Source organism: Bacillus hominis (genome assembly GCF_030348325.1).
In the GTDB taxonomy this organism is placed as follows: Bacteria; Bacillota; Bacilli; order Bacillales; family Bacillaceae_G; genus Bacillus_A; species Bacillus_A hominis.
This window is the reverse complement of sequence record NZ_JAUCFS010000003.1, coordinates 1-20,330: the sequence shown is the minus strand read 5'-3', so window position 1 is coordinate 20,330 and position 20,330 is coordinate 1. Positions and strand designations below refer to the sequence as shown.

Below are 20,330 nucleotides of genomic sequence, written 5' to 3'. Positions count from 1 at the left end.
GACATGAATGAAAATAAAGAAGTAGAAATTGAACTTGATAAGGTAAATAAATTATATGGTGATCGATTTATACTAAAAGATTTTAGTCTTAAAGTTTTTAACAATGAATTTATAGGGATTATCGGTAATAGTGGCACAGGTAAATCAACTTTGCTTAATATTATTGGTTTACTTGAAAAAACAGATAACGGAAAGGTTATAGTACAAGGAAATAATAATCCATATAGAAATAAAAAGATGTTATTTAGAAATACATTTGGTTATATTTTTCAAAATTATGCTTTAATGGACAATGAAACTGTGGGTTCAAATTTAGAAGTGGCTCTTCATTTTCAAAAGTTAAAGAAACAAAAGAAACAGGAGCTGATGAAAGAAGCTCTTGATAAAGTAGGTTTATCCTGTTCTTTAAAAACAAAAGTATATACGTTAAGTGGTGGTGAACAGCAACGTCTTGCAATTGCTAGGGTTATATTGAAAAAATGTGATATTATTTTAGCTGATGAACCAACAGGTGCTCTTGATAAAGAAAATCGAGATCATGTTGTTATGTTATTAAAGAAATTACATAGTGAAGGTAAAACAATTATTGTAGTAACTCATGATACAGAATTACAAAATTTATTTTCTAGGATAATTAATTTGAGATGAATTTATGATGTATTATTCCATCAAGTAAAAAATTCTAGGTGGGTTTTGATTAAGTTTTTTATAAAAAATATATAATTCTTTATAAACTAGGAATCCATTTTGATCAATCTTTTTTAAATGGATTCCTTTTGTTTTTTATCAAATGAGGTGGGATTTTTTAAATCAAATTTTATTCCGAGTGAACATATGAAAATGATTTTTGGATGTAATTTTATTTAAAGTAAGGTTACATTTATTTTTTTGCTATTAAATTGTGCTATTTTATAATGTACTAAGATATATAGGAGGTTAATATGAAAAACAATAAGATGATTGTTGTAATAGTTATATTGCTATTCATTACCTGTATGGCTTTGCTTATTATAAAAAAACAAGTAAAAGAGATTTCTTTAAATTCTACTGTAAACCCTACAAATGAAACGTCATCTATTAAAGAAGGGTATGTTATATTCAAAAACAATAAAATTTATTTCATTCAAAATGAGGATAATATAAATTACCAGAAAATTCTTGATAAAATTAAAGACAAACAGCACCCATCTGATTCTATATTAACTTCTCACAATCCTAATTTATTACAAGATATTGAAAGTGGAGATAAGATAAAAATATGGATAAAACAGGTAATAGAGTCATATCCTCAAAAGTTAATAATAGAAAAATATGAACAGGTAAAAAATTGATAAATTTTTAATTTATTCCAATTAACTTTCGTTTTGTATAGAATTATATTGCATATTAAATTTATGGGAGGAATCAAAATGAAAGTTAAAAAGTTTGCCTGTTCTCTTGTTTGTTCACTTAGTTTTATCTCTTTTACTAGTTTTGCTTCAGCGGAAACAAGCGTTCAATCGGAAAAAATATTAACTCAAAATCAAAGTAGTCCTTATGACATGATTAAATCTGATGGTACTACAGTAAAATTTAATGAATACTCAAGGTCTTTAACACAACAAGATTACGATGAAGCTAACACTGGAATAATAGGAAACGGAAAGGAAATTACACCAGAGGCTCCCTTTAAGTTAAAACCTTTAAATAAATTGGGATTACCTAAAGAAAAAGATAAACCAAATGAGGTTGTTTTCGGGAGTGATACTCGAAACAAAGTATCTGATACATCTACACAACCATATCGTTCAATATCATATATTTCTACATCCTTTTCTGATGGTGATTATATGTGTACAGGAACTGTAATTGGAAAAGATACGGTTTTAACTAATGCTCATTGTGTATATGATACGGATACTAAACAGTATTTAAAAACTGGATATATTATTCCGGCATTAAATGATTCACACTACAGTTATGGATATTATAATATTGAAAGTTATAGTGTTCCTTCTGGATATATTAATAGTGGAGGTAGTTCTGAATATGATTTTGCAGTAATGAAAGTATCGACAAATGGAGGTTCACATATCGGTGATGTTGTTGGTAGCTTAGGCATTAAACAAGTTAGTAATATAAAAGGTACAGGAATAAAAGTATACGGATATCCTGGAGATAAAGCACAAAGTACAGGATCTGTATCTCAATGGGGAGCTTCTGGTTCGATTTTACAAGAAAATTCATCCTTAGCTTTCTATGAAATTGATACCTATGGTGGACAATCTGGTTCTGCTATGTTGAATTCTTCAAATCAAATAATTGGTGTTCATAATGGTGGGTATGATTTAAGTGGTAATAAAGTTATAGATTCAAATGGTGGTCCAAAAATGGTTAAGCCTATGTATGATTTTATTACATATGCTCGTTAATTAAGATGCAATACTAGCAACTTCTAAAGAAAATAACATACTAATAGCAAGGGAATGCTTGTAGACTGATCTATACTGCATTCCCTTATTGGGTTCTGGTGCAAAAATAGAATAAAAAATAATAAAGTGCATAGATTCCTAATGGAATCGTATCTTATGCTGCATGTCCAAATAATTGATGGATGAACTCTTTCTGACTTTGGACAGACTGGTCCCGTAAATAAACCTGTTCTTTTTTCATCATATGCATGGCTTCTACTCCAGAAAGAATGGATGTAGCTGTGTCAAAACATTTGAACCCTAGCATAGAACGAATTCGCTTCTTTATAAAGCGACGATCTTGTTCTACTATGTTATTCAAGTACTTTTGTTGTCTAAGTCGCATACCACCAGGTATGCTTTTTTCTTTTTTCAACTGTTCAATTGCTATAGGATAAGCTGGATTTTTATCGACTATTATAACACGAGGTTTTGAAACATGAAAAGACTGCAATGCCTTCTTGAAAAAGTGCTTTGCAGCCTTCTGTTCTCTTGTTTTGCTTAGGTAAAAATCAATTGTATTTCCTTTCGAATCAACAGCACGATACAGGTACATCCATTGATCTTTTACTTTGATATATGTTTAATCGACTCTCCAGGAGTCATTTGTTTGTTTAAGATGACGTCGGATTCGTTTGTCCAATTCAGGACCGTACTGATGAACCCAACGCACAATCGTTGTATGAGAAATGGATAAGCCCCGTTCCTCCATCATTTCTACTAAATCACGAAAACTGAGGTTGTACCGTAGGTACCATCTTACCGTTAACAAAATAATATCAGGCTGATAATGCTTCCATTTGAATACATTTTCCTTTTCCATACCAATCACGCACCTTCTTTAGATTAGTAGTATCAGTATGTCCAAGATTTGTAGATTTATTGCAATTGTCCTGAATTTTTTGCACCAGACCCAAAAAAATTCACCTCAGATACAACAAAAGAGCCTTACCTCTATAGGCAAGACTCCACTAGTGTAGTTATCTAGTATTTACATAGCAAATAAGAAACATAAAACATATAATACCAAGTAGCAGAACCCTAATATTCCGCCTACAGCTAGTACCTGTTTAACCCAACTCTTGTATTTCAGATTACTGTCAATAATCGCTTGCACTCCTTCCATATCCGTTTCCTCCTATTAAGGAGAACCCTTAACGACTCTCACCTCGCTATGATACCATTAAGGAATGATTAGTAGATATGTAATATTACATATAGAAATGTATCGTTATAAATGTAAGCGCTTACTATAATAAAGGTATAAAGATTCACCACATCGCTATCAACTTAAGAAAACAAGTTACCCCCAAAAAGAGAAAAATAAACTTCGATGCTATAAAAACACAAAATTTCCATTTAGGGGGTACTTTAAAATCTTAGCTTGATGGGTATGTATGGTGACACCTACTAAACAATCCCTTTACTCCATACTACAACTCCTCAAATTCATCAATTTTGGTTTTACGCTTTAAAAGTATTTCGATATCTGTTTTTTCTCTCTCCATCAACCCTGGGGCATGTCTAACATTTAAGGCTAATTTTTTATAACCCCATATATATTCTATTCTTGTCTCTTAACTATCCTTATGATTATCTGGATACCATGAAGGCAAGTTTTTATTTTCACCCTATCGTCCTCTTCAGGCTAACAAGGGATACAACATAATAAATCTTACTCCTATTAAAAAACGTCAAATACTTTATAAAATAAGTGTTTGACGTTTTCTAACTATATAAACCTGTTTAAAGAATTAATTATTTAACTTCTATTCTCACCCATTCTTTCCTCAATTTCTTTTAAAGCTTTTTCATAATTTTCTTCTCCTGCTATTTCTTTTATCTTCTGTTTATTACTTTCTGAAATTTTATAGTCATATATCAGAATCATCTTCTCATCTTTCGCTGGTATTCCATTATCATCAAATAATACACTTATATTCATACTCTCAGTTTTATCATACCCTGGGTTTAATGTTTCTGGAACAAAGGAAGTATCTGACTTTCCGTTCTCTTGTCTTAAGTAAACAAAATAGTATTTATTTTTATCCGAATTTCCATTTAAATCTTTATTAAATGATTCTGGTGACTTCCTTTGTACATCTGATTTATTTTCAACTTCAGTAGATGATTTTAATATATCTTCTTTTGTATCAGTTACTCTTAAACTATCTTCCTGATTACTTTTGTTATTAAAGAAAAGATATCCCCCAAAAAATAAAAGAATTAGAATAAATAAACTACCAATTAATATTAGCTGCTTTTTCTGTAACAAATATATCCCTACTTTACTGAATTTAATCTACTTTTCTATTAGTATTTGCTTTGTAATTTTATACTCATTTAAAATCAACAAAATGCTCATTAATACAATATCACATATTGCAAGTACTAAACTTATTTTAAATAGTAACCAACTGTTTTTAGAAATAAAGAAACATGTTGTAAAAGATAGTTGCCAAAATACTAATAACGCAAGATATATAAGATTATGCTTTTCAAAGAAACTATATCCAAAAATCCATTGTAATGCCAATGTTTGCTTATTAATCTCCAAATAGTATATAGCAGAGAAAAAGAGGAGCACAGCCGTTAATACTAAAAATAAACCACAATTAATTATAGTTAACTGTAACTTCTCCGTATCTTTTTGTATCTTCATCTCCACGTCAGAATACGCAACAGATACGGGACTCCAAATACTATCAAATTCATATTTCCTAATTGTCTGTTTTGTTTTATCAAATGGCTTATCACCTGTACTGTTTTTAGTATAATATCCATACCCCATCGCTATTGTACTAGCCAAATAGTTCTCTTCAAAACTACTTGTTAAAATTACAGCAATTGGATCATTAATTTCATAATTTGTTTGTACCGCCATTTGAGAAGTGAATGTAAAATATGATTGATTATTTTTAACATAATTTATATTCACTTGGACTGCATCCGGGTTCTCTTTATTTAACATCATTGCATACTCTTGCTTTATTGTTTCTTTTATCGGTTCTTCCTGCGCTTTATATTTTTCAGGCACTAATACTGTTATTTCAAATTTATTTGATGTAGGTAATTTTAATTTTTCATTATGAATATCATATATGGGATTTAAGGATAAATAATTAGTATTAATAACAATTTGTTTCCCTTCTGATCCCCAAGGATTAGCATCCAATCCTAGCATTTTTTTGTTTGCATAGTAGTAAGATGGGGATATATATATAGCCCCTTGTGCTTCTAACTCCTCATATAACTTTTTGAAACGGTTCAAGCTATCTTTATCTTTAGAATCTATTGTATTATCAGTACCAGCTTCAATTCCTAAGAAGGAATAATTTTTTAGTATCTTCCATTTATTCTGTTGGTCACTCGTTTTTTTCAATTCTATAAATGTACTAATACCTTGTTGTAAACCTAAAATTAAAAATATAGCTAATATAAAGCGTACTACTAGATTAGTATAAAAAAATAATTTTATAGGCTTCTTATTTTTAATCATTTGAGAAATATTTATCGCTTTAGTACCAATCCAAGTAATAATTAATATTACTCCAATAATTAAAAATAGGAACATCATCTTTTTCATCCAAAAATTCAAAAATGGGACTAATTTTTGATACTCATTATAAGGGTATAAGTATACTATTAAGCCAAGCAATACTAAAAACCAAGAACTTACGATTATTTTTCCATATCTTCTGAGTAAGTACATTCCAATGTTAAAAAAACTATCTCCATGCATAGATTGAATTGCAATGGCTTTGTAATTATTCATAACATCATAAGTTATTGAAAGTAATAATAGCAAACATAAAACAAAGCATGTAGTGTAAATCATAATTTGATAAGGATACTCACTGGACGAAGTAGGTGAATCTTTTTTTGTTATTTTTAATACAAATCCATACTCTGCAGCAATTTTCTCAAATGTTTTAACATCTTTTGTATTACTTAAACTGTAAATCCCTTTAATATCTCTTACTTTTTCTGCTGCAACCAGTGGACGAATTTCTATAGGATCAAAATTATGAAAAATTTCCAATTGACCAATTTGATTTTTATCTTTACTAGATATTGTCGAAAGGAAAAAATTCGGATTACTATTTTCATCTAAAAAATTCCCTGTCTTTAAATCCATATTTTGAAAGTATGTATCAACATTTGACAATGCTACATAATATACAAGCTTCTCTTTTTTATTTGCTCCAATCTCTTGTGACATTCTTTGTAAATTCACTTCAGACTTTTTAACGATTTCAGTAAGCATTTGAAAATTTTCGAATTTACTTTTAGAAGGGCTCCCTGATTTGATTTCAACATCCCAATTCTCATGAGAATGATTCATGTCATAATTAAAAGATTGAAACTCTAAATATTCAAATTGCTTAATTGACAAAAAACTTACGACTGTAAATGTAATGGTACATAGAAGAAATATTAATTTTTTCATAATATAACCTTTCCCTTATAATTGAATGATTCTAGAAAATAAATGAGATAAAGATGTATCATGAGTTACAACAATGATCGTTTTTCCTTTTTGATGCAATTTCTTAAATAAAGAAATAATTACATCTCGATTTTCATTGTCTAATGAACCAGTGGGTTCATCCGCCAAAATTATGCTTGGATCCTTAAGTAACAATCTAGCAATTGCAATACGTTGTTGCTCTCCACCGCTTAAAGTATGTACTTTTTTTTCACCATATCCCATAAGTCCAACCTCACTTAATGCAGAATACATAGCTTCTTTTTTTTGTGGTTTGCTCATTTTTTTATGTTTCAAAGCAATCTCTAAATTATTATTCACAGTTTCATTATCTATCAAAGCATAATTTTGGAATATAAATCCAATTTCATCGCGTAATAAATATCTTTTCGTTTTTTTATTTTCCAGACTTTTCTCCATTATTAAAATTTCTCCAGAATCTGGTTTTTCTAATGTACCAATTATATTTAATAACGTAGTCTTTCCCTGACCACTTTTCCCATATACTCCAATGAACTCACCTGATTTTACTTCTAGGTTAAAGTCATTAAAGATCGTTTTATCAAGAAATGTTTTCTTCATATTATGTATCTTAATCATTGAATTACCCCTTAAGTAATGTTTTTAAGGGGATTTATATATAATATAAATCCCCTTAGTCTTCAAAATACCCCAATTTAGTTAATATATTTCTGATAAGTTACGTTATACGGACCATTATATGGTAAGTATTTCACAGCAGCTTTTCCAGGTGGCTTAATCTCACTTCTATAATTTACATTTGCACGTGTAAGACCTGAAGAATGGTAAAATACGGAATGTCCATATACAGAATAATGTACCATTTCCTCCTTGTTGTAACCATATTTCCAACTTTCAGTAGCAGATGAAGTAATCGGAGCTAAGACACCTACAGCTAACATAGATGATAACGCCAAAGTAATTACCTTCTTCTTCATAATTATCCCAACTTCCCTTTTTATTGGCACTATTAATAAGCAAAAATTAAAACTATTTCATATATTAATTTGTAAAATAGAATAATTTTAAAATAAGATTTTACAAATTACGGAAGCTGCGCAGCTTTCTTTCTCATATTAACTGTAATGGGATATTATAACAATACACGAATCGAAATATGCAAAATTACATATCTTTACTAACCATTTTAATTTAATCTCAGAAACAATATAAAAAAGCTAGTTCCACAATTAAGAACTAGCTTTTTTGTACATTTACTTTCAATTTTGATAATCCTAATTTACTTTTCTATAGTCCATCTTTAAATTAGCATTCCCTGATAATTCTAGGTATTCTACTGTAATTTTGTGTACACCAGCAGTCATCGGTACTTTTACTTTACGAATATCTCCTCCACTCGGAATCCAAGAATCAATTACTCGTTTATCATCAACATATACTCTTACGCCATCATCAGCCTTGGCTTCAAATTCGTAATTTCCATTCTCAAATAGACCTAATTTTGTAAAACGAGCAGAAAAATTATCATTAGGAATGCTTGGATATGGAGAAGTGTTACCCCAGTTAAAATCAATATTAATAAATCTATCTAATGACCATTTTCCTCCTTTTACTATGGCATCACCCTTTAAATCCTTATTGGCATAATACTCTGCTGTCCAATGTGGGAATGGAACAGCATCAGTATATGGCTCCATACCAAATTCTACTTTACTTCCGCCACCTTCTTCTAAATATTGTACTTCAATAAGGTGAACATCTTTTTCTGCAGACTTTCCAAGGATTGTTGCACCTGTATTGTCATTAATAATTACCTTTCGAGCATCTTCTACAAATCCACCACTTCCATGCCAACGATCTATAACAAGTTTTCCATCAATATAAACTCGAAGACCATCATCAGCTTTTCCACGAATAATATATTCGCCTTTAGGTAGACGCTTTACTGTGGTATAGCGCGCTGAAAAATTATCCTTAGGTACTTTCAAAGTTGGAGCGCCTTCGCCATTATCTTCTGCAAGTTTTTGCTGTTGCCCAAATGGCGCAATTACTCTCGCATCTACAGGAAGCCCTTGTAAATTCTTATTTGGATAATAATACGCCAACCAATGATCAAATGGAACTACATCAGAGAATATGCCTGCATTCCCTGCCAATTCATGAAAATCTGTGTCTATTTTATGCTCTCCTGCTGGTAGCTTTGGTAGTAACGCACGTTTGATTTGTCCAATTGAAGCATTATTCCATCCATCAATAATATTCTTACCATCAAAATTCACTTTGACATAATCGTCGGCAAGAGCTTGCATAAAGTAATCCCCTGCTTCTAAACTTTGTGACTGATCAAATTTAGCCGAAAATTCATCATTTTTTTGTCCTTCTGGTGCGCCTAATCCCCAATTATAATGAACTTGGCTCGTTTTTTCTTTGTAAACGTTATTACTAGGTGAAATATCAGCACCCGGAATAACAGAGTAAAAGTTATCAATATCCGGAGTCCAAACAAGATAATGATCTTGTGGAGTAGAAATCCATTCATCATGTACAATTGCTGAACGATGCCAAACTCTTTCTGCAGGATCAAAAATCTCTTCATATCCTACACCTGTTACAGCATGATTTTTATAAATAGGGTGGGTTTGAGTTGTAATAATAGCTGGTCTATTTTTATCTATCTCTTTCTTATATTCTTCAAAGACGGCTGGGTTTGCAGGTTTGTTCTTATATTCTTTGATAGAAACAGAATATTTACCTGTTTTTTCCCAATATTCTTTCGCACCAGCGATACCATTATTTCCAAATGTATTGCCCACAGCATCTGTTTTCATTAATTTAGGTAAGGTATCAATAATATAAGTTTCATAATCTGCTTGGTTATTTTTCAAACGTGGAAATCCATTATTTGACCAATAAGTTGTAACATTTGCATAAGCTGTAGGTAAACATCCATGAGTCCAGTCGTAGTCTGGCACGTTCGGTATGTACTTATGATTATAATAAGGAGCATTTGCGGAGCGAGTTAACCCGTTAACTTTTTTTATATTCCCGCTATTAGAAGTAGTGTTCTTTGCATTCGTAAACATATTTATTTCTTCTAATTTTTTCTTTGATACTGATTTTTTAGTATTCAAATCTATGAAAGAATCTTCTGTATTCGATTTTTGTAAATACGAAATTGGGCCTACATAAATACTATTTTCTTTATCTACTTCTTTGTATGGATTTGCACCTTTTCGTGTGGATTCTATTACACCTGAAAGTTTTTCGTTTCCACTCACAATTATAAACCCGTTGTCCTGGTTTTCTTTTTGTAAAACAAATAGATACGCAGTTAATTTTTTATTTTCATCATATAATTTCCGATCTAACACTAGCGTACTTTCTTTCCAATCTGTATTAGAATTATTTTGAATAATATTAAAATAATTCTTCGCTTGCTGCGTTGCTTTCTCTACGGGGACAGCGTTTACATCCCCATTCTCTTCAGCACTAACATTCGTTGTAGCAAGGAAGAGTACAAATAAAAAGGTTAAAACAGTATAACTTCTCTTAAATACTTTACACATACTAAAACTCCTTTTCTATATGTTTTGCAATTCTCGAATATGATATAACAATATTTAGAAAAAGTGAAATAATTTTTCAATATATAAATTTACATATTAAAAGAATTGCATTATAAATATATAGACAAATAAAAAAGGAGGTCCATGTATATGTGGAAAAAAGCATCACTTATTTTTTGTTTATTATTCTCGTTTTATTTATCCGATGGTGGCTTTGTATCTGCTCAAACAATACCATCAAATGAAATGACTTCAAGCTTCTCTTATATTTTAAAGAGAAATGCCTTAATCATGGCATATGCTGCTGAAGAAGCTAAAGAAGAGGGAACTTATCCTTGGAGTGTAGGGTTGGCGTTTGCAGAAAAAGTAAAGCCTGGTGGTGAATGGGACTATAAAACAAAGTTTGGTAGAAAAAAACAATTCATCTACAACGGCTATTTGATGAAAGGTGAAGATTTAGGTAACATTCACTTTGGTTATGTAGCAAGGGCAGGCACAATACCAATTGAATTACTAGCTGATATTGAAGGTGCTTATCAATTATGGTATAGCGAAGAGCTCAAGGGGTGGGCTGACAATTATTTTGATCAGCCTAATGATGAAGCAGGTAGAGCATATGGGGTTATTTTATGGGATAACAAATTGCTTCCAAATCCCCAAGATCCACCGCCTCCACCTGTGAAGCCGTCTGAACCTGCTGCAAAGCAACAAAAATTTAGTGCTCTAACAATTCAAGAAAAAACTAAAATTAAAGCAGATATACACCGTATCTCTAACGAATTATCAAAATAAACATGTATGATTTTAAAAATGTAAACTGGCCTCTTAAAAAGAGGTCAGTTTTTTATATTCCTGAAATATGTAATTATGCATATTTCAGGAATATTAATTGCTAAAATATACCATACATTCTAGAATATTAAAAGATTACGAATTAAGGAGATACGATATGAAACCTATTATTAAAGGATTAAGTATGAGTTTTTTAGCAATGAGTTTTTTACTTCCAACTAACGTCAGTTTTGCAGAACAGAATATTGAAAGTACTGGTGCATTACTAAACGATCCACTCAAACAAACTGAGGAAGGGAAAAAATTATATGAAATGGGAAAAGAAGCAGATAAGAAGATGAAAGAAGAAGAACAAAGAAAACAGAGAATCCCCCATATGAGACCATCTAATGAAAGATTTGAAATCCCAATGGAAGGCAATATACAATCTAAATTTTATTATTGTGGACCAGCTTCAGTAAGACAAGCTCTAAGTTTTCATAAGATTGATAGTGGTATAGGAATGCCCTTCCCTTCACAAGAACAAATTGCATTTTCAGCTGGAACAGAACACCATCAGGCTTCTACATCGGTTGGACTGGTTAAGGCAATAAATCAATACAGACATGATTTTGATTTTGAAGATAGTCCTTATAAGGTAGGAGATATTGAAGATTCGGCAAATCCAATACAATTACTAACCCAACGTGTTAAAACTTCATTATCCAATAGAACGAATGCACCTATACTATTAGTGGAAACTGAAAATATGCAACATTATAGTAAAGCACCAAAAAATTACCGTCACTATATTACGGTTAGTGGTTATTATGGTAATGAGAACTCCATGCGTATTCAAGATGCAAACCATATAGTTCACAATAAAATTCCCTTAGGTGGAGGATATACAGAGACAATCGGCGATGGATCTTCTAAAGGGGTTGGGAAAGCTGTACTTATGGCAGATAAAAAAGGTGGAAATGCTGTAGTCATATGGTAAAGAAATATATATATATAATCATCGTTTTAATTTATTCCATTATTCTACATGCATGCTCTGCAACACCAAACAACCTTCAAAGTAGTACAAAGATTGACCAGCAAAAAGAAGAGGAATTCACAAAATTCACCCCAAAATATAATAGGTTTTACTTACCATCAATTAACAAAAATAAATTATACATGACAATTGATGATAATAGTAAGTCCGGTATGCCTAATAAATTAATTGAATATGATTCTAAGAAAAACTCAACTAAGGTTATATTCAACTCAAAATTAAATAGTCCAAATATGCAAGGGCAACAAGCTAACAAAGACTGGTTATTGTGGCTTGATACTGATGATTTTGGAAGCAATTCAATGTTATATGTGAAAAATCTAAACAATGACAAACAAAAAATATTATATCAATCAACTGGTCCAATAGATGCAAATCTATATCAGCACTATGTAACATGGACAGAGATTGATTCTGCAAAACAGGTTGGTCACATAAAGGTATACAATCTAAAAACTGATAAAGTAAAAGTTATTGCTACAGTAAATTCATATGATACGGGTTATTCTGTAAATCATATGAATCAAGGGAAATTAGTTTATTCTGATAGAGATGAAAATAAAACTAATTTGTATGTATATGACCTTACAAGCGAGAAAACAGTCACATATCCCATCCCGCACGAATATATTAGTAATACTCGAATTGTGGGAGATAAAGTATTTTATACCACCTTTCCAGCTCCTAATCAATGGTATCCTGAATCTTACTTCCTTGTAGATATGAAGACTAAAACTATAGATCCTCTCCAATTGGAAGGGGTTAGTGGTGATTCAAATAATAACATAGGGATAGTAAGTGCATTTGAGGACTACATGGTATTTCAGACAAGTACTCAGCAAGTATGGATATACAAATTACAAAGTAATGGATATAAAAAGCATAAGTTAGATGTCTCCTATCCATTCCAAACGTTAATGTCCGAAGGACTGGACATTAGCATTATATGTGAAAATAAGGGAAGCGATGCCCGTCATATTATGTCTCTTGCTGGTAAAGATGTAAATAATATTTTCTCAAAAGAGAATATCAAAACTTACGATAATTAACAAAAATATAGTTCTGATATTATCACCTATATAATAAAATATTGCATTATACTATCTACTGAACATATGAATAGGGTATTGAATACCTGCTTTTGGCAAGTAGCAATTTTTCTAATAAAAAGATCATTTGTTTCCAAGACAAGTGATCTTTTCATATGTTTCTCCAGGTAAATCTTCGTTGTTTGGATATTTTTATGCCCCACGTTTGCATTAGATGATACAAATCGGCATTTCCCTGGTCAACTGTCATAATTGCAATATCATACCGAAATGTATGTACTGTTACTGGATTTTCACGATATTGTAAGAACTTTAAGTTTGTCTTTTTTATCATTTCTGTACCTTGCCACTATACACCACTGAAAAGTTCAATTCATATTGATGTATCAAGATTTCTCCACTCCTTTTCCCCTTAATTTTCCTCACAGATCATTCTTATTTGTCGCTTACTCCTGTAGTTTTTGAAGATAGGTACGCATTTGCGGTACATACCAGCTTTTTCTTAATCGGATGATTGCAAGTCCTACAATTAAAATCAAAAAGGCTTGTAGTAAAATATCTTGTGTTTCCCATAACATGCACAAATACAGAAGACTTCCCGAACAAAAATAATACATGGCCAATAATAGGTTTATATTTGCGATTATCATTTGTTTCTTTAAAATAGCGGCTATTCCTGCCAAAACAAGTGTACAAACTCCTATACTTAGCAAAATATATGCGATAACTTAAAAAAAGCATTCCGACACCCCTTTTTCTTTAAATTTCTATTTAAACCATCTATCCCCCCGAATAAGAGACATAATCTCATTCAACACCAAATGTATTAACAGTTTCTTAAAAATCAATTACAAGCCAATCTGAAACGTCATTTTTTTCGAATTCATCCACAACGGCTATTTGATGAAAGGTGAAGATTTAGGTAACATTCACTTTGGTTATGTAACAAGGGCAGGCACAATACCAATTGAATTACTAGCTGATATTGAAGGTGCTTATCAATTATGGTATAGCGAAGAGCTCAAGGGGTGGGCTGATAATTATTTTGATCAGCCTAATGATGAAGCAGGTAGAGCATATGGGGTTATTTTATGGGATAACAAATTGCTTCCAAATCCCCAAGATCCACCTCCACCGCCTGTAAAACCTTTTGAACCTGCTGCAGAGCAGCAAAAATTTAATGCTCTAACAATTCAAGAAAAAACTAAAATTAAAGCAGATATACAACGTATCTCTAAAGATTTATCGAAATAAGTGCTTAGTTTATTCAAAAATTTTAAAGTGGGTTCCTAATTAAGGAGCCAGCTTTTTTTATTTAATAATCTAAAATATGTAATTATACATATTTCAGATTATTAAATTGCTATAATATACCATTTATTCTAGAATATTATGAGATTGTAAATTGAGGAGATGCGATATGAAACCTATTATTAAAGGATTAAGCATGAGTGTTTTAGCAATGAGTCTTTTACTTCCTTCTAGTGTCAGTTTTGCGGATGGAAACATTGATCCCAGTCAAGCAAAAAAACCTGTTGTTACATCAAAACCGCCATCATTAGATCCTGAAGAAGGAAAAAAAATTCTTGAAGATGGAAAAGGAGTAGGAAAAGCTGTTCTAAGTGCGACAGGTGGAAATCCAACATTAGTATGTTGAAAAATCTAAAGGTAATTTCCATTATTATATGCCTAGGAATACTTGTCTCTTGTACTCTAAATAAATCAAATATAAAGCAAATCAATAGTACTTATCCAGAATTTAAAATAAATTATGATACATTTTATATGGCATCTACTTCTAATAACAAAATGTATTTACCTGTTGCTGATAATAGTAAAGAACGTTTACCTAATAAACTTCTTTTATATAACTTTTCTAACCAAACAGAGGAGACTATATTTCATTCAGAAATGGGTAGTGAAGCAAATATACAAGGGGTACATGTTAATGAGAAATGGCTATTATGGAATGATACAAATGCTGTTGGCTCTAAAACTGTTCTTTATGGGAAAAATTTAAGTAATAACAAACAAACTAAAATTCATAAAACTAATGAAATTATAGAACCGTACCTTTATAAACATTATGTATCCTGGATGGAAATTAATGATCAAAAGAAAAATGCGGCTATTATACTATATGATTTAGAAACCAATACACAAACACAAATTGCCACCGTAAATTCCTATGACACAGCTAGTACTACTCTTCATATGAATGAAGATAAATTAATCTATACGAACTCTAACGAAAAACAAACTACCATAAGTATATATAATCTTGAGAATAAACATACAAGCACTTATTTAGTTCCACAAAATAATGTTTTAGCACCTAGAATTGTGGGGGATAAAATCGTCTACGCGAGCCTGTCTAGCGATGAAAAAAACACTACCACTCAAATTGAAACATATTTTATTTTGGATATAAACTCTAAACAGTTAACGCCTCTCTCTATTGAAGGTGTAAATAACAAGCAAGGGGAGACCATTGGGTCTCTGAGTGCAACTATGAATTATTGGGCTTTTACTACAGACGATCAAAAAGTTTGGGTGTATCAATTTAATAAAGAGGGTTACAAAAAAATCAAATTGGATATTTCAAATGTATTTCAATTACGTATGTCTGAAAATGGGGACACTAATATTATATGTGACAACCCAGATACTTTTCCAGAACAAGTGCATGATTCTATCGTGTCCGTTTCATATGATAAATTGAAATCTGAATTTCAAAATAAAAAAACAGAATCCTATATTAAGTAGAAGTTGGTATAAACATATATAATTTACGGACATAGCTTGTATCCCTATAAAATCAAGGGTTATCACGTTTATAAATATGATTGAAAACATTTATAAACACTTGTTAAGTGATTATAACCTTTATAAACTTCTTAGCGTACAATTTTCTCGAAATGATATGGAATGTAGTTTCAGGGAAAGGTTATGTAGATACAAAAGAAGTCAACGAAAACATTAAGGAATTAAATACTGCCGTTAATAAGTTTGTTAAACCGTTTGAACGATTAGAATAGAGACTCGGAAGATTCTTTGTCTTCTCCTATCCTCTTTAGAGCTGTCACTTCAGTGATGGCTTTTTGTTCATGAAAACAAAAGGATAATTATGGTTTTTATTGAATGAATAGATTGGGGAGGATGGATAAATTATGCAATATGAAGAAATATTGAAAGAATTAGCGGTAGCGGGAATATATACCGAAAAACAAATTTCTAATTTGTTATGCAATAATAGAAACGAATTAACTATTTTATGTGACTCTGTAACAAAGTTCGGTGAATCTGAAACAGAAAGATTTCAAGTGATGGGTAAGTACGAAATATATGTTCATAATAATCAAGGTTACTCTTATCATGCACCATCAAAAAAGACATTGGTTTATATTATAGAAAAGATTTAAAAGCATCCAAAACGGGTGTTTTTTCTTTGTTATATAGAAATTACACATTAATTGACAAAATGGACACTTGATAACATATAGGAATCACTATATTAGGTTTAACGTTGTCTTTGTTGTTAAGGGATGTTAAAGGGTAACAAAATGAACGAAAATAGAAATAGTTAACAAATGTCTATTTTTATAGTTTATAGGTGAACGTAACTATACCTTTATATTGCATGTGTAAATTAATATTGATTATAAGTATATGCGTATTTATAAGAATCCCCCATTCCTCTCTATTTACCTATATTTATATTTTGACTAATTTATTATGATGTAGATGTTAATTTAAAGTTATTTATACAAAATAATTAAATGCATTTTTTAGGAAGAGAAAATGATATAACACTCTGTTTTCTTAATTCACATAATTTTCAAAAATAAAATATCTGGATGTTAATATTTGTTATATAATATACTTGTCAAAGCATTACCCCTGTAGTTTCTATGATGAATCTGTTAGGATAGTTTGTCCGTGTATTCGCCCTAACCTAAAAAAGAACTTGTAGTGATTTCTACAAGTTCTTTTTGTTTTTCTTATTATATTAGAATAGATACTTTTAAATATAGCAGAATCAATAAAGAAGTATTTATTTCTCGTTCGCTAACTAAAATTTTGCATTTTATGTAGCCCTGGAATAAAGTTTGATTAAATTAACCTAATAAACCTTGATAAAAGAGGCAAATGGAAAAAGCGTGTTTAGAAAAAAGATTGATCAAAACACACTTTTTCTATATTCAATTGAATCATCCTTTTATAAAAAAGTTTGATAATTTTTGTTATCCTTTCTCAATTAAAGCGCCCTATAATGGAAGATCGTTTCTTAAAATTCTATATAAAAAGGTTGTGTGTTTTCATCCAAACTGTATTCAATTCTTTGTCTGAAATTCATAAAAGTTACCATTTCTAAAGCTTGTTCAATAGGATAGAACCCTATCTCCAAACTTTCTGGTGTAGTCGTTAACTCGCCTCCAACTGGTTTACCTAAAAACAACGTATTACATATTGAATGGTTCACATTTTGGAATACTCCACAAAATTTTAAAACCTCAATATCAATACCTGTTTCCTCTTTAGTTTCCCTTATTGCAGCATCTTTCAAAGACTCTCCTTCTTCAACTTGTCCACCTGGCATTTCCCAACCTCTTCTAGGTCCCTTGATTAATAGAATTTCTTTTTGTTCATTGATTACAATTGTCGCTGCTGAAACTATATGTTTTGGCGGTGAATAAATATTTTGTGTGCTTTGTTCCAATTGACTTTCCCCATTTCTATAAATTTAATATGTTTATCTTTATACAGCAACTTTGTTCTTTCCTGGAATAACTTACTATTTCAAAATGAACCATCCAATCCCCTTCCTTATTCCAGAATATGGCCCTTTAATGGAGTAACTCTATTGCTACTCAACAGTTCCTTAGTCCACCTTTCAGTTTAGATCTTCTTTTCACTTTTCACTATAAAAACACCCCTTTAGATAAACAGATCCAAAGGGGCAAAACATCGCGTCTTTTTTATAAACACCGTGACTTTATTTAACTTTTTGTTTGGGAGATTTGATTAACAATTTGGCTCAATGCCTCGTTTATTGGTGTAGAAGATGCGGCTTTGTGGTCTCAACGCCCATGAAGCGATATTGAGTGCAGCATATGAAAGCGGAAGGATAATATGAAGTCCGTAATCACCATAATCGTTAGCAAACGCATGAGATAAAGCAGCACCAGTCATTAAAAAGAAGATACCAGCGTAAGCCCATTCTTTAAGCCGAGGAAAACCTGGCACAACAAGAGTAATGGCTCCAAGCACTTTCCAAATTCCGAGAATGGTCAAGATGTATAATGGGTAACCAAGATTCGTCACTAACTCGACGTTTCCCCCATATTGCATCAGTTGCCCGATACCACTTAACATAATAGCTGCTGCGAGTAGTAATGTGACCGTCCAATAAGCAATCATTTTTCCTTTTGTTTTCATCCTTTGATCCCTTCCTTTAATCATTGATTTAAAAATGAAATACCATTACTGTGGTAGTTTTCCTTACAACTCTTCACAATCGTCAGGACAATCGGCTTAGCGTTGTAAATCCGCATTTTCCTGACGATTCCCCTATTAGATTGTCATTCCTTAAAATCTATTTGCATCCTCACGTTTTATTCCTGTTTCTTTAATACAGGATTCAATAATTAGTTATTCAAGAACATGGCCAAATACATAAAGAATGGGCACAATTCTTGCTACAGAATTGCGCCCGATTGCGGAAGATCAAGATGATGATTTTGATTGCTGTCTTTAGCCTTTTGGACTAACACACCCGTTTAAGAACGGAACCATTTAAAGAAGATTGGTGCTTGAGTTACTCTGTTCTATTTTGAATATAGGTAAAGTCCAAAATCTTGCATAACGGAGGTGTGCCCCATTTGCCGTAACATGGTAGCTATATTGCCACGGTGATATGAACCATGAGTGACAACGTGAAGTACTGATTCAGAAATAGAAGTTTCAAGCAACCCAGCATATGGGTTGTCCACCACTATCAACTTATCAATTTCTTCTTGACTGTTTAAAAGGGCTTTGTTTCGTTCGGATAAGTCTTGAAATAATTTTTTCATCTCCTCAATACTTTTCGTTTCCACCTGTTCTTTCAATTGGTCTGTAGACACCATTGCTTCATTCATACTTTTACCTGAGATAATGTCAAACCATGCGTAATCTGTAAGATAAATGTGCGACAACACCTTTGATACCGAAGAAAAACCACTCTGAATTTCCTTATGATAAATGTCCTGTGGAAGTTCTTTTAAACGATCAATTATAACTCCATTTGCCCATACGTGGTATTTGTACATTATTAATGCGGGGTGTGCCATCTTAAAGTCCCTCATTTCCAATAGTTTTTTCATATTGAAACAATGAATGCCTAAAGGCTAAATAATTTATCTATAAATTCTGTTGTTCAATTTATTTATTATTCCATTTTATTTATAATATTCCTTCACAATCTCTTTTTTACATAAATATCCAATTAACCACCGAGTGTTATTCAAGAATATGGCCCGATTGTTGAATAATATGACTGGCGTTTTTTAAACAACTTTATTATGTTTTAAACGACTTTATTGTAAATTAAACAACTTTATTATCTCTGTACACCTTATAATATTATAAGGATTCTGCAACAGGAAATAACAAAAATATAAATAATAAAAAGAATTACTTATATTATATCGTATATATTAATAGAATAATATATAGAAACATTTACATAAATCCGTTATGTATTACATAGTTTAAGTTAAGCTAATTTCAAAAATTGATATACTAGGCATACAACTAGTATTTTGGAAAAAAAACACGCTAAGCAAAAAATACAATAAGCCGCCCATACGGACGGCTTATTTACATAAAATTCGAAAGCGGAAGTTACTTTTTAGATTGTAGTTTAAAGGTTTCTGTTTTATCGTTCCAACTCATAGTAATCTTTATTACATCATCTTTATC

20 protein-coding genes and 3 pseudogenes are annotated in these 20,330 nt (G+C 31.2%); 10 read left to right on the top strand and 13 right to left on the bottom strand.

Features of this window, described 5'->3' with window-relative positions; translation table 11 throughout:
• Positions 1–3 precede the first annotated feature (3 nt).
• From QUF93_RS00495 to QUF93_RS00485, 3 genes are all read left to right on the top strand, one after another.
• Positions 4–648, top strand: coding sequence for a putative bacteriocin export ABC transporter (locus QUF93_RS00495; RefSeq protein WP_289361047.1), 645 nt, complete (start codon positions 4–6; stop codon positions 646–648).
• A gap of 293 nt (positions 649–941) precedes the next feature.
• A complete protein-coding gene (locus QUF93_RS00490; protein WP_289361046.1) occupies positions 942–1,331 on the top strand; it encodes a DUF3221 domain-containing protein in 390 nt (129 codons plus the stop codon).
• A 78-nt stretch (positions 1,332–1,409) separates the two neighbouring features.
• Complete coding sequence (locus QUF93_RS00485) at positions 1,410–2,411, top strand: trypsin-like serine peptidase (RefSeq protein WP_289375099.1); 1,002 nt, start codon at positions 1,410–1,412, stop codon at positions 2,409–2,411.
• Positions 2,412–2,565: 154 nt separating this feature from the next.
• On the opposite strand, the pseudogene QUF93_RS00480 reads toward QUF93_RS00485, so the two are convergent.
• From QUF93_RS00480 to QUF93_RS00450, 8 genes and pseudogenes are all read right to left on the bottom strand, one after another.
• Positions 2,566–3,273: pseudogene (locus QUF93_RS00480) on the bottom strand (IS6 family transposase).
• Between the two features lie 168 nt (positions 3,274–3,441).
• Positions 3,442–3,576 carry a hypothetical protein gene (locus tag QUF93_RS00475; protein ID WP_289375097.1) on the bottom strand — a complete coding sequence of 45 codons (135 nt, stop codon included), beginning with the start codon at positions 3,574–3,576 and terminating at the stop codon, positions 3,442–3,444.
• Between the two features lie 307 nt (positions 3,577–3,883).
• Positions 3,884–4,081: pseudogene (locus QUF93_RS28950) on the bottom strand (hypothetical protein); the annotation flags it as partial.
• Positions 4,082–4,212: 131 nt separating this feature from the next.
• Complete coding sequence (locus tag QUF93_RS00470; protein WP_289361044.1) at positions 4,213–4,725, bottom strand: hypothetical protein; 513 nt, start codon at positions 4,723–4,725, stop codon at positions 4,213–4,215.
• Between the two features lie 27 nt (positions 4,726–4,752).
• Entirely contained in the window at positions 4,753–6,900 is a 2,148-nt protein-coding gene (locus QUF93_RS00465) for a DUF1430 domain-containing protein (RefSeq protein ID WP_289361043.1), read from the bottom strand.
• 15 nt (positions 6,901–6,915) lie between these two features.
• On the bottom strand, positions 6,916–7,539 hold the full coding sequence (locus QUF93_RS00460) for a putative bacteriocin export ABC transporter (RefSeq protein WP_289361042.1): 624 nt from the start codon (positions 7,537–7,539) through the stop codon (positions 6,916–6,918).
• Positions 7,540–7,616: 77 nt separating this feature from the next.
• Positions 7,617–7,898 (bottom strand): hypothetical protein, encoded by a 282-nt coding sequence (locus QUF93_RS00455; RefSeq protein ID WP_289361041.1) that lies wholly within the window; start codon positions 7,896–7,898, stop codon positions 7,617–7,619.
• 297 nt (positions 7,899–8,195) lie between these two features.
• Positions 8,196–10,487, bottom strand: coding sequence for a PA14 domain-containing protein (locus QUF93_RS00450; protein ID WP_289361040.1), 2,292 nt, complete (start codon positions 10,485–10,487; stop codon positions 8,196–8,198).
• 150 nt (positions 10,488–10,637) lie between these two features.
• Here QUF93_RS00450 and QUF93_RS00445 point away from each other — a divergent pair, with 150 nt between their 5' ends.
• The 3 genes from QUF93_RS00445 to QUF93_RS00435 all read left to right on the top strand — a co-directional run bounded on the left by QUF93_RS00445 (position 10,638) and on the right by QUF93_RS00435 (position 13,367).
• A complete protein-coding gene (locus QUF93_RS00445) occupies positions 10,638–11,279 on the top strand; it encodes a polymorphic toxin type 44 domain-containing protein (RefSeq protein ID WP_289361039.1) in 642 nt (213 codons plus the stop codon).
• A gap of 157 nt (positions 11,280–11,436) precedes the next feature.
• Positions 11,437–12,258 (top strand): C39 family peptidase, encoded by an 822-nt coding sequence (locus tag QUF93_RS00440; RefSeq protein WP_289361038.1) that lies wholly within the window; start codon positions 11,437–11,439, stop codon positions 12,256–12,258.
• Positions 12,252–13,367, top strand: a complete 1,116-nt coding sequence (locus tag QUF93_RS00435; RefSeq protein WP_289361037.1) for a hypothetical protein — start codon at positions 12,252–12,254, stop codon at positions 13,365–13,367. Before QUF93_RS00440 ends, QUF93_RS00435 begins: the two co-directional genes overlap by 7 nt.
• A 146-nt stretch (positions 13,368–13,513) precedes the next feature.
• Here QUF93_RS00435 and QUF93_RS00430 read toward each other — a convergent pair.
• Positions 13,514–13,713: pseudogene (locus QUF93_RS00430) on the bottom strand (tyrosine-type recombinase/integrase); the annotation flags it as partial.
• Between the two features lie 100 nt (positions 13,714–13,813).
• Entirely contained in the window at positions 13,814–14,080 is a 267-nt protein-coding gene (locus tag QUF93_RS00425; RefSeq protein ID WP_098323423.1) for a hypothetical protein, read from the bottom strand.
• A gap of 190 nt (positions 14,081–14,270) precedes the next feature.
• On the opposite strand from QUF93_RS00425, the gene QUF93_RS00420 reads away from it, so the two are divergent.
• From QUF93_RS00420 to QUF93_RS00405, 4 genes are all read left to right on the top strand, one after another.
• Positions 14,271–14,621, top strand: coding sequence for a hypothetical protein (locus QUF93_RS00420; RefSeq protein ID WP_353050831.1), 351 nt, complete (start codon positions 14,271–14,273; stop codon positions 14,619–14,621).
• Between the two features lie 166 nt (positions 14,622–14,787).
• Positions 14,788–15,024 carry a hypothetical protein gene (locus QUF93_RS00415; RefSeq protein WP_289361036.1) on the top strand — a complete coding sequence of 79 codons (237 nt, stop codon included), beginning with the start codon at positions 14,788–14,790 and terminating at the stop codon, positions 15,022–15,024.
• The gene (locus QUF93_RS00410) at positions 15,018–16,133 is read left to right on the top strand and encodes a hypothetical protein (protein WP_289361035.1); all 1,116 of its coding nucleotides are present in this window, start codon (positions 15,018–15,020) and stop codon (positions 16,131–16,133) included. Before QUF93_RS00415 ends, QUF93_RS00410 begins: the two co-directional genes overlap by 7 nt.
• 404 nt (positions 16,134–16,537) lie before the next feature.
• Positions 16,538–16,789 carry a hypothetical protein gene (locus QUF93_RS00405; RefSeq protein ID WP_289361034.1) on the top strand — a complete coding sequence of 84 codons (252 nt, stop codon included), beginning with the start codon at positions 16,538–16,540 and terminating at the stop codon, positions 16,787–16,789.
• 866 nt (positions 16,790–17,655) lie between these two features.
• On the opposite strand, the gene QUF93_RS00400 is transcribed toward QUF93_RS00405, so the two are convergent.
• From QUF93_RS00400 to QUF93_RS00390, 3 genes are all read right to left on the bottom strand, one after another.
• Positions 17,656–18,087, bottom strand: a complete 432-nt coding sequence (locus QUF93_RS00400) for an NUDIX hydrolase (protein WP_289375095.1) — start codon at positions 18,085–18,087, stop codon at positions 17,656–17,658.
• A 305-nt stretch (positions 18,088–18,392) separates the two neighbouring features.
• Positions 18,393–18,830 carry a DoxX family protein gene (locus tag QUF93_RS00395; protein ID WP_098489204.1) on the bottom strand — a complete coding sequence of 146 codons (438 nt, stop codon included), beginning with the start codon at positions 18,828–18,830 and terminating at the stop codon, positions 18,393–18,395.
• A gap of 365 nt (positions 18,831–19,195) precedes the next feature.
• Complete coding sequence (locus tag QUF93_RS00390; RefSeq protein WP_097904902.1) at positions 19,196–19,699, bottom strand: DinB family protein; 504 nt, start codon at positions 19,697–19,699, stop codon at positions 19,196–19,198.
• Positions 19,700–20,330 lie beyond the last annotated feature (631 nt).

Excerpts from the sequence above, each read along its gene's own strand:
- QUF93_RS00495 (WP_289361047.1), top strand. The coding sequence starts at position 4 with ATGAATGAAAATAAAGAAGTAGAAATTGAACTTGATAAGGTAAATAAA.
- QUF93_RS00490 (WP_289361046.1), top strand. The coding sequence starts at position 942 with ATGAAAAACAATAAGATGATTGTTGTAATAGTTATATTGCTATTCATT.
- QUF93_RS00485 (WP_289375099.1), top strand. The coding sequence starts at position 1,410 with ATGAAAGTTAAAAAGTTTGCCTGTTCTCTTGTTTGTTCACTTAGTTTT.
- QUF93_RS00475 (WP_289375097.1), bottom strand. The coding sequence starts at position 3,576 with ATGGAAGGAGTGCAAGCGATTATTGACAGTAATCTGAAATACAAGAGT.
- QUF93_RS00465 (WP_289361043.1), bottom strand. The coding sequence starts at position 6,900 with ATGAAAAAATTAATATTTCTTCTATGTACCATTACATTTACAGTCGTA.
- QUF93_RS00460 (WP_289361042.1), bottom strand. The coding sequence starts at position 7,539 with ATGATTAAGATACATAATATGAAGAAAACATTTCTTGATAAAACGATC.
- QUF93_RS00455 (WP_289361041.1), bottom strand. The coding sequence starts at position 7,898 with ATGAAGAAGAAGGTAATTACTTTGGCGTTATCATCTATGTTAGCTGTA.
- QUF93_RS00450 (WP_289361040.1), bottom strand. The coding sequence starts at position 10,487 with ATGTGTAAAGTATTTAAGAGAAGTTATACTGTTTTAACCTTTTTATTT.
- QUF93_RS00445 (WP_289361039.1), top strand. The coding sequence starts at position 10,638 with ATGTGGAAAAAAGCATCACTTATTTTTTGTTTATTATTCTCGTTTTAT.
- QUF93_RS00440 (WP_289361038.1), top strand. The coding sequence starts at position 11,437 with ATGAAACCTATTATTAAAGGATTAAGTATGAGTTTTTTAGCAATGAGT.
- QUF93_RS00435 (WP_289361037.1), top strand. The coding sequence starts at position 12,252 with ATGGTAAAGAAATATATATATATAATCATCGTTTTAATTTATTCCATT.
- QUF93_RS00420 (WP_353050831.1), top strand. The coding sequence starts at position 14,271 with ATGAAAGGTGAAGATTTAGGTAACATTCACTTTGGTTATGTAACAAGG.
- QUF93_RS00415 (WP_289361036.1), top strand. The coding sequence starts at position 14,788 with ATGAAACCTATTATTAAAGGATTAAGCATGAGTGTTTTAGCAATGAGT.
- QUF93_RS00410 (WP_289361035.1), top strand. The coding sequence starts at position 15,018 with ATGTTGAAAAATCTAAAGGTAATTTCCATTATTATATGCCTAGGAATA.
- QUF93_RS00405 (WP_289361034.1), top strand. The coding sequence starts at position 16,538 with ATGCAATATGAAGAAATATTGAAAGAATTAGCGGTAGCGGGAATATAT.
- QUF93_RS00395 (WP_098489204.1), bottom strand. The coding sequence starts at position 18,830 with ATGATTAAAGGAAGGGATCAAAGGATGAAAACAAAAGGAAAAATGATT.
- QUF93_RS00390 (WP_097904902.1), bottom strand. The coding sequence starts at position 19,699 with ATGGCACACCCCGCATTAATAATGTACAAATACCACGTATGGGCAAAT.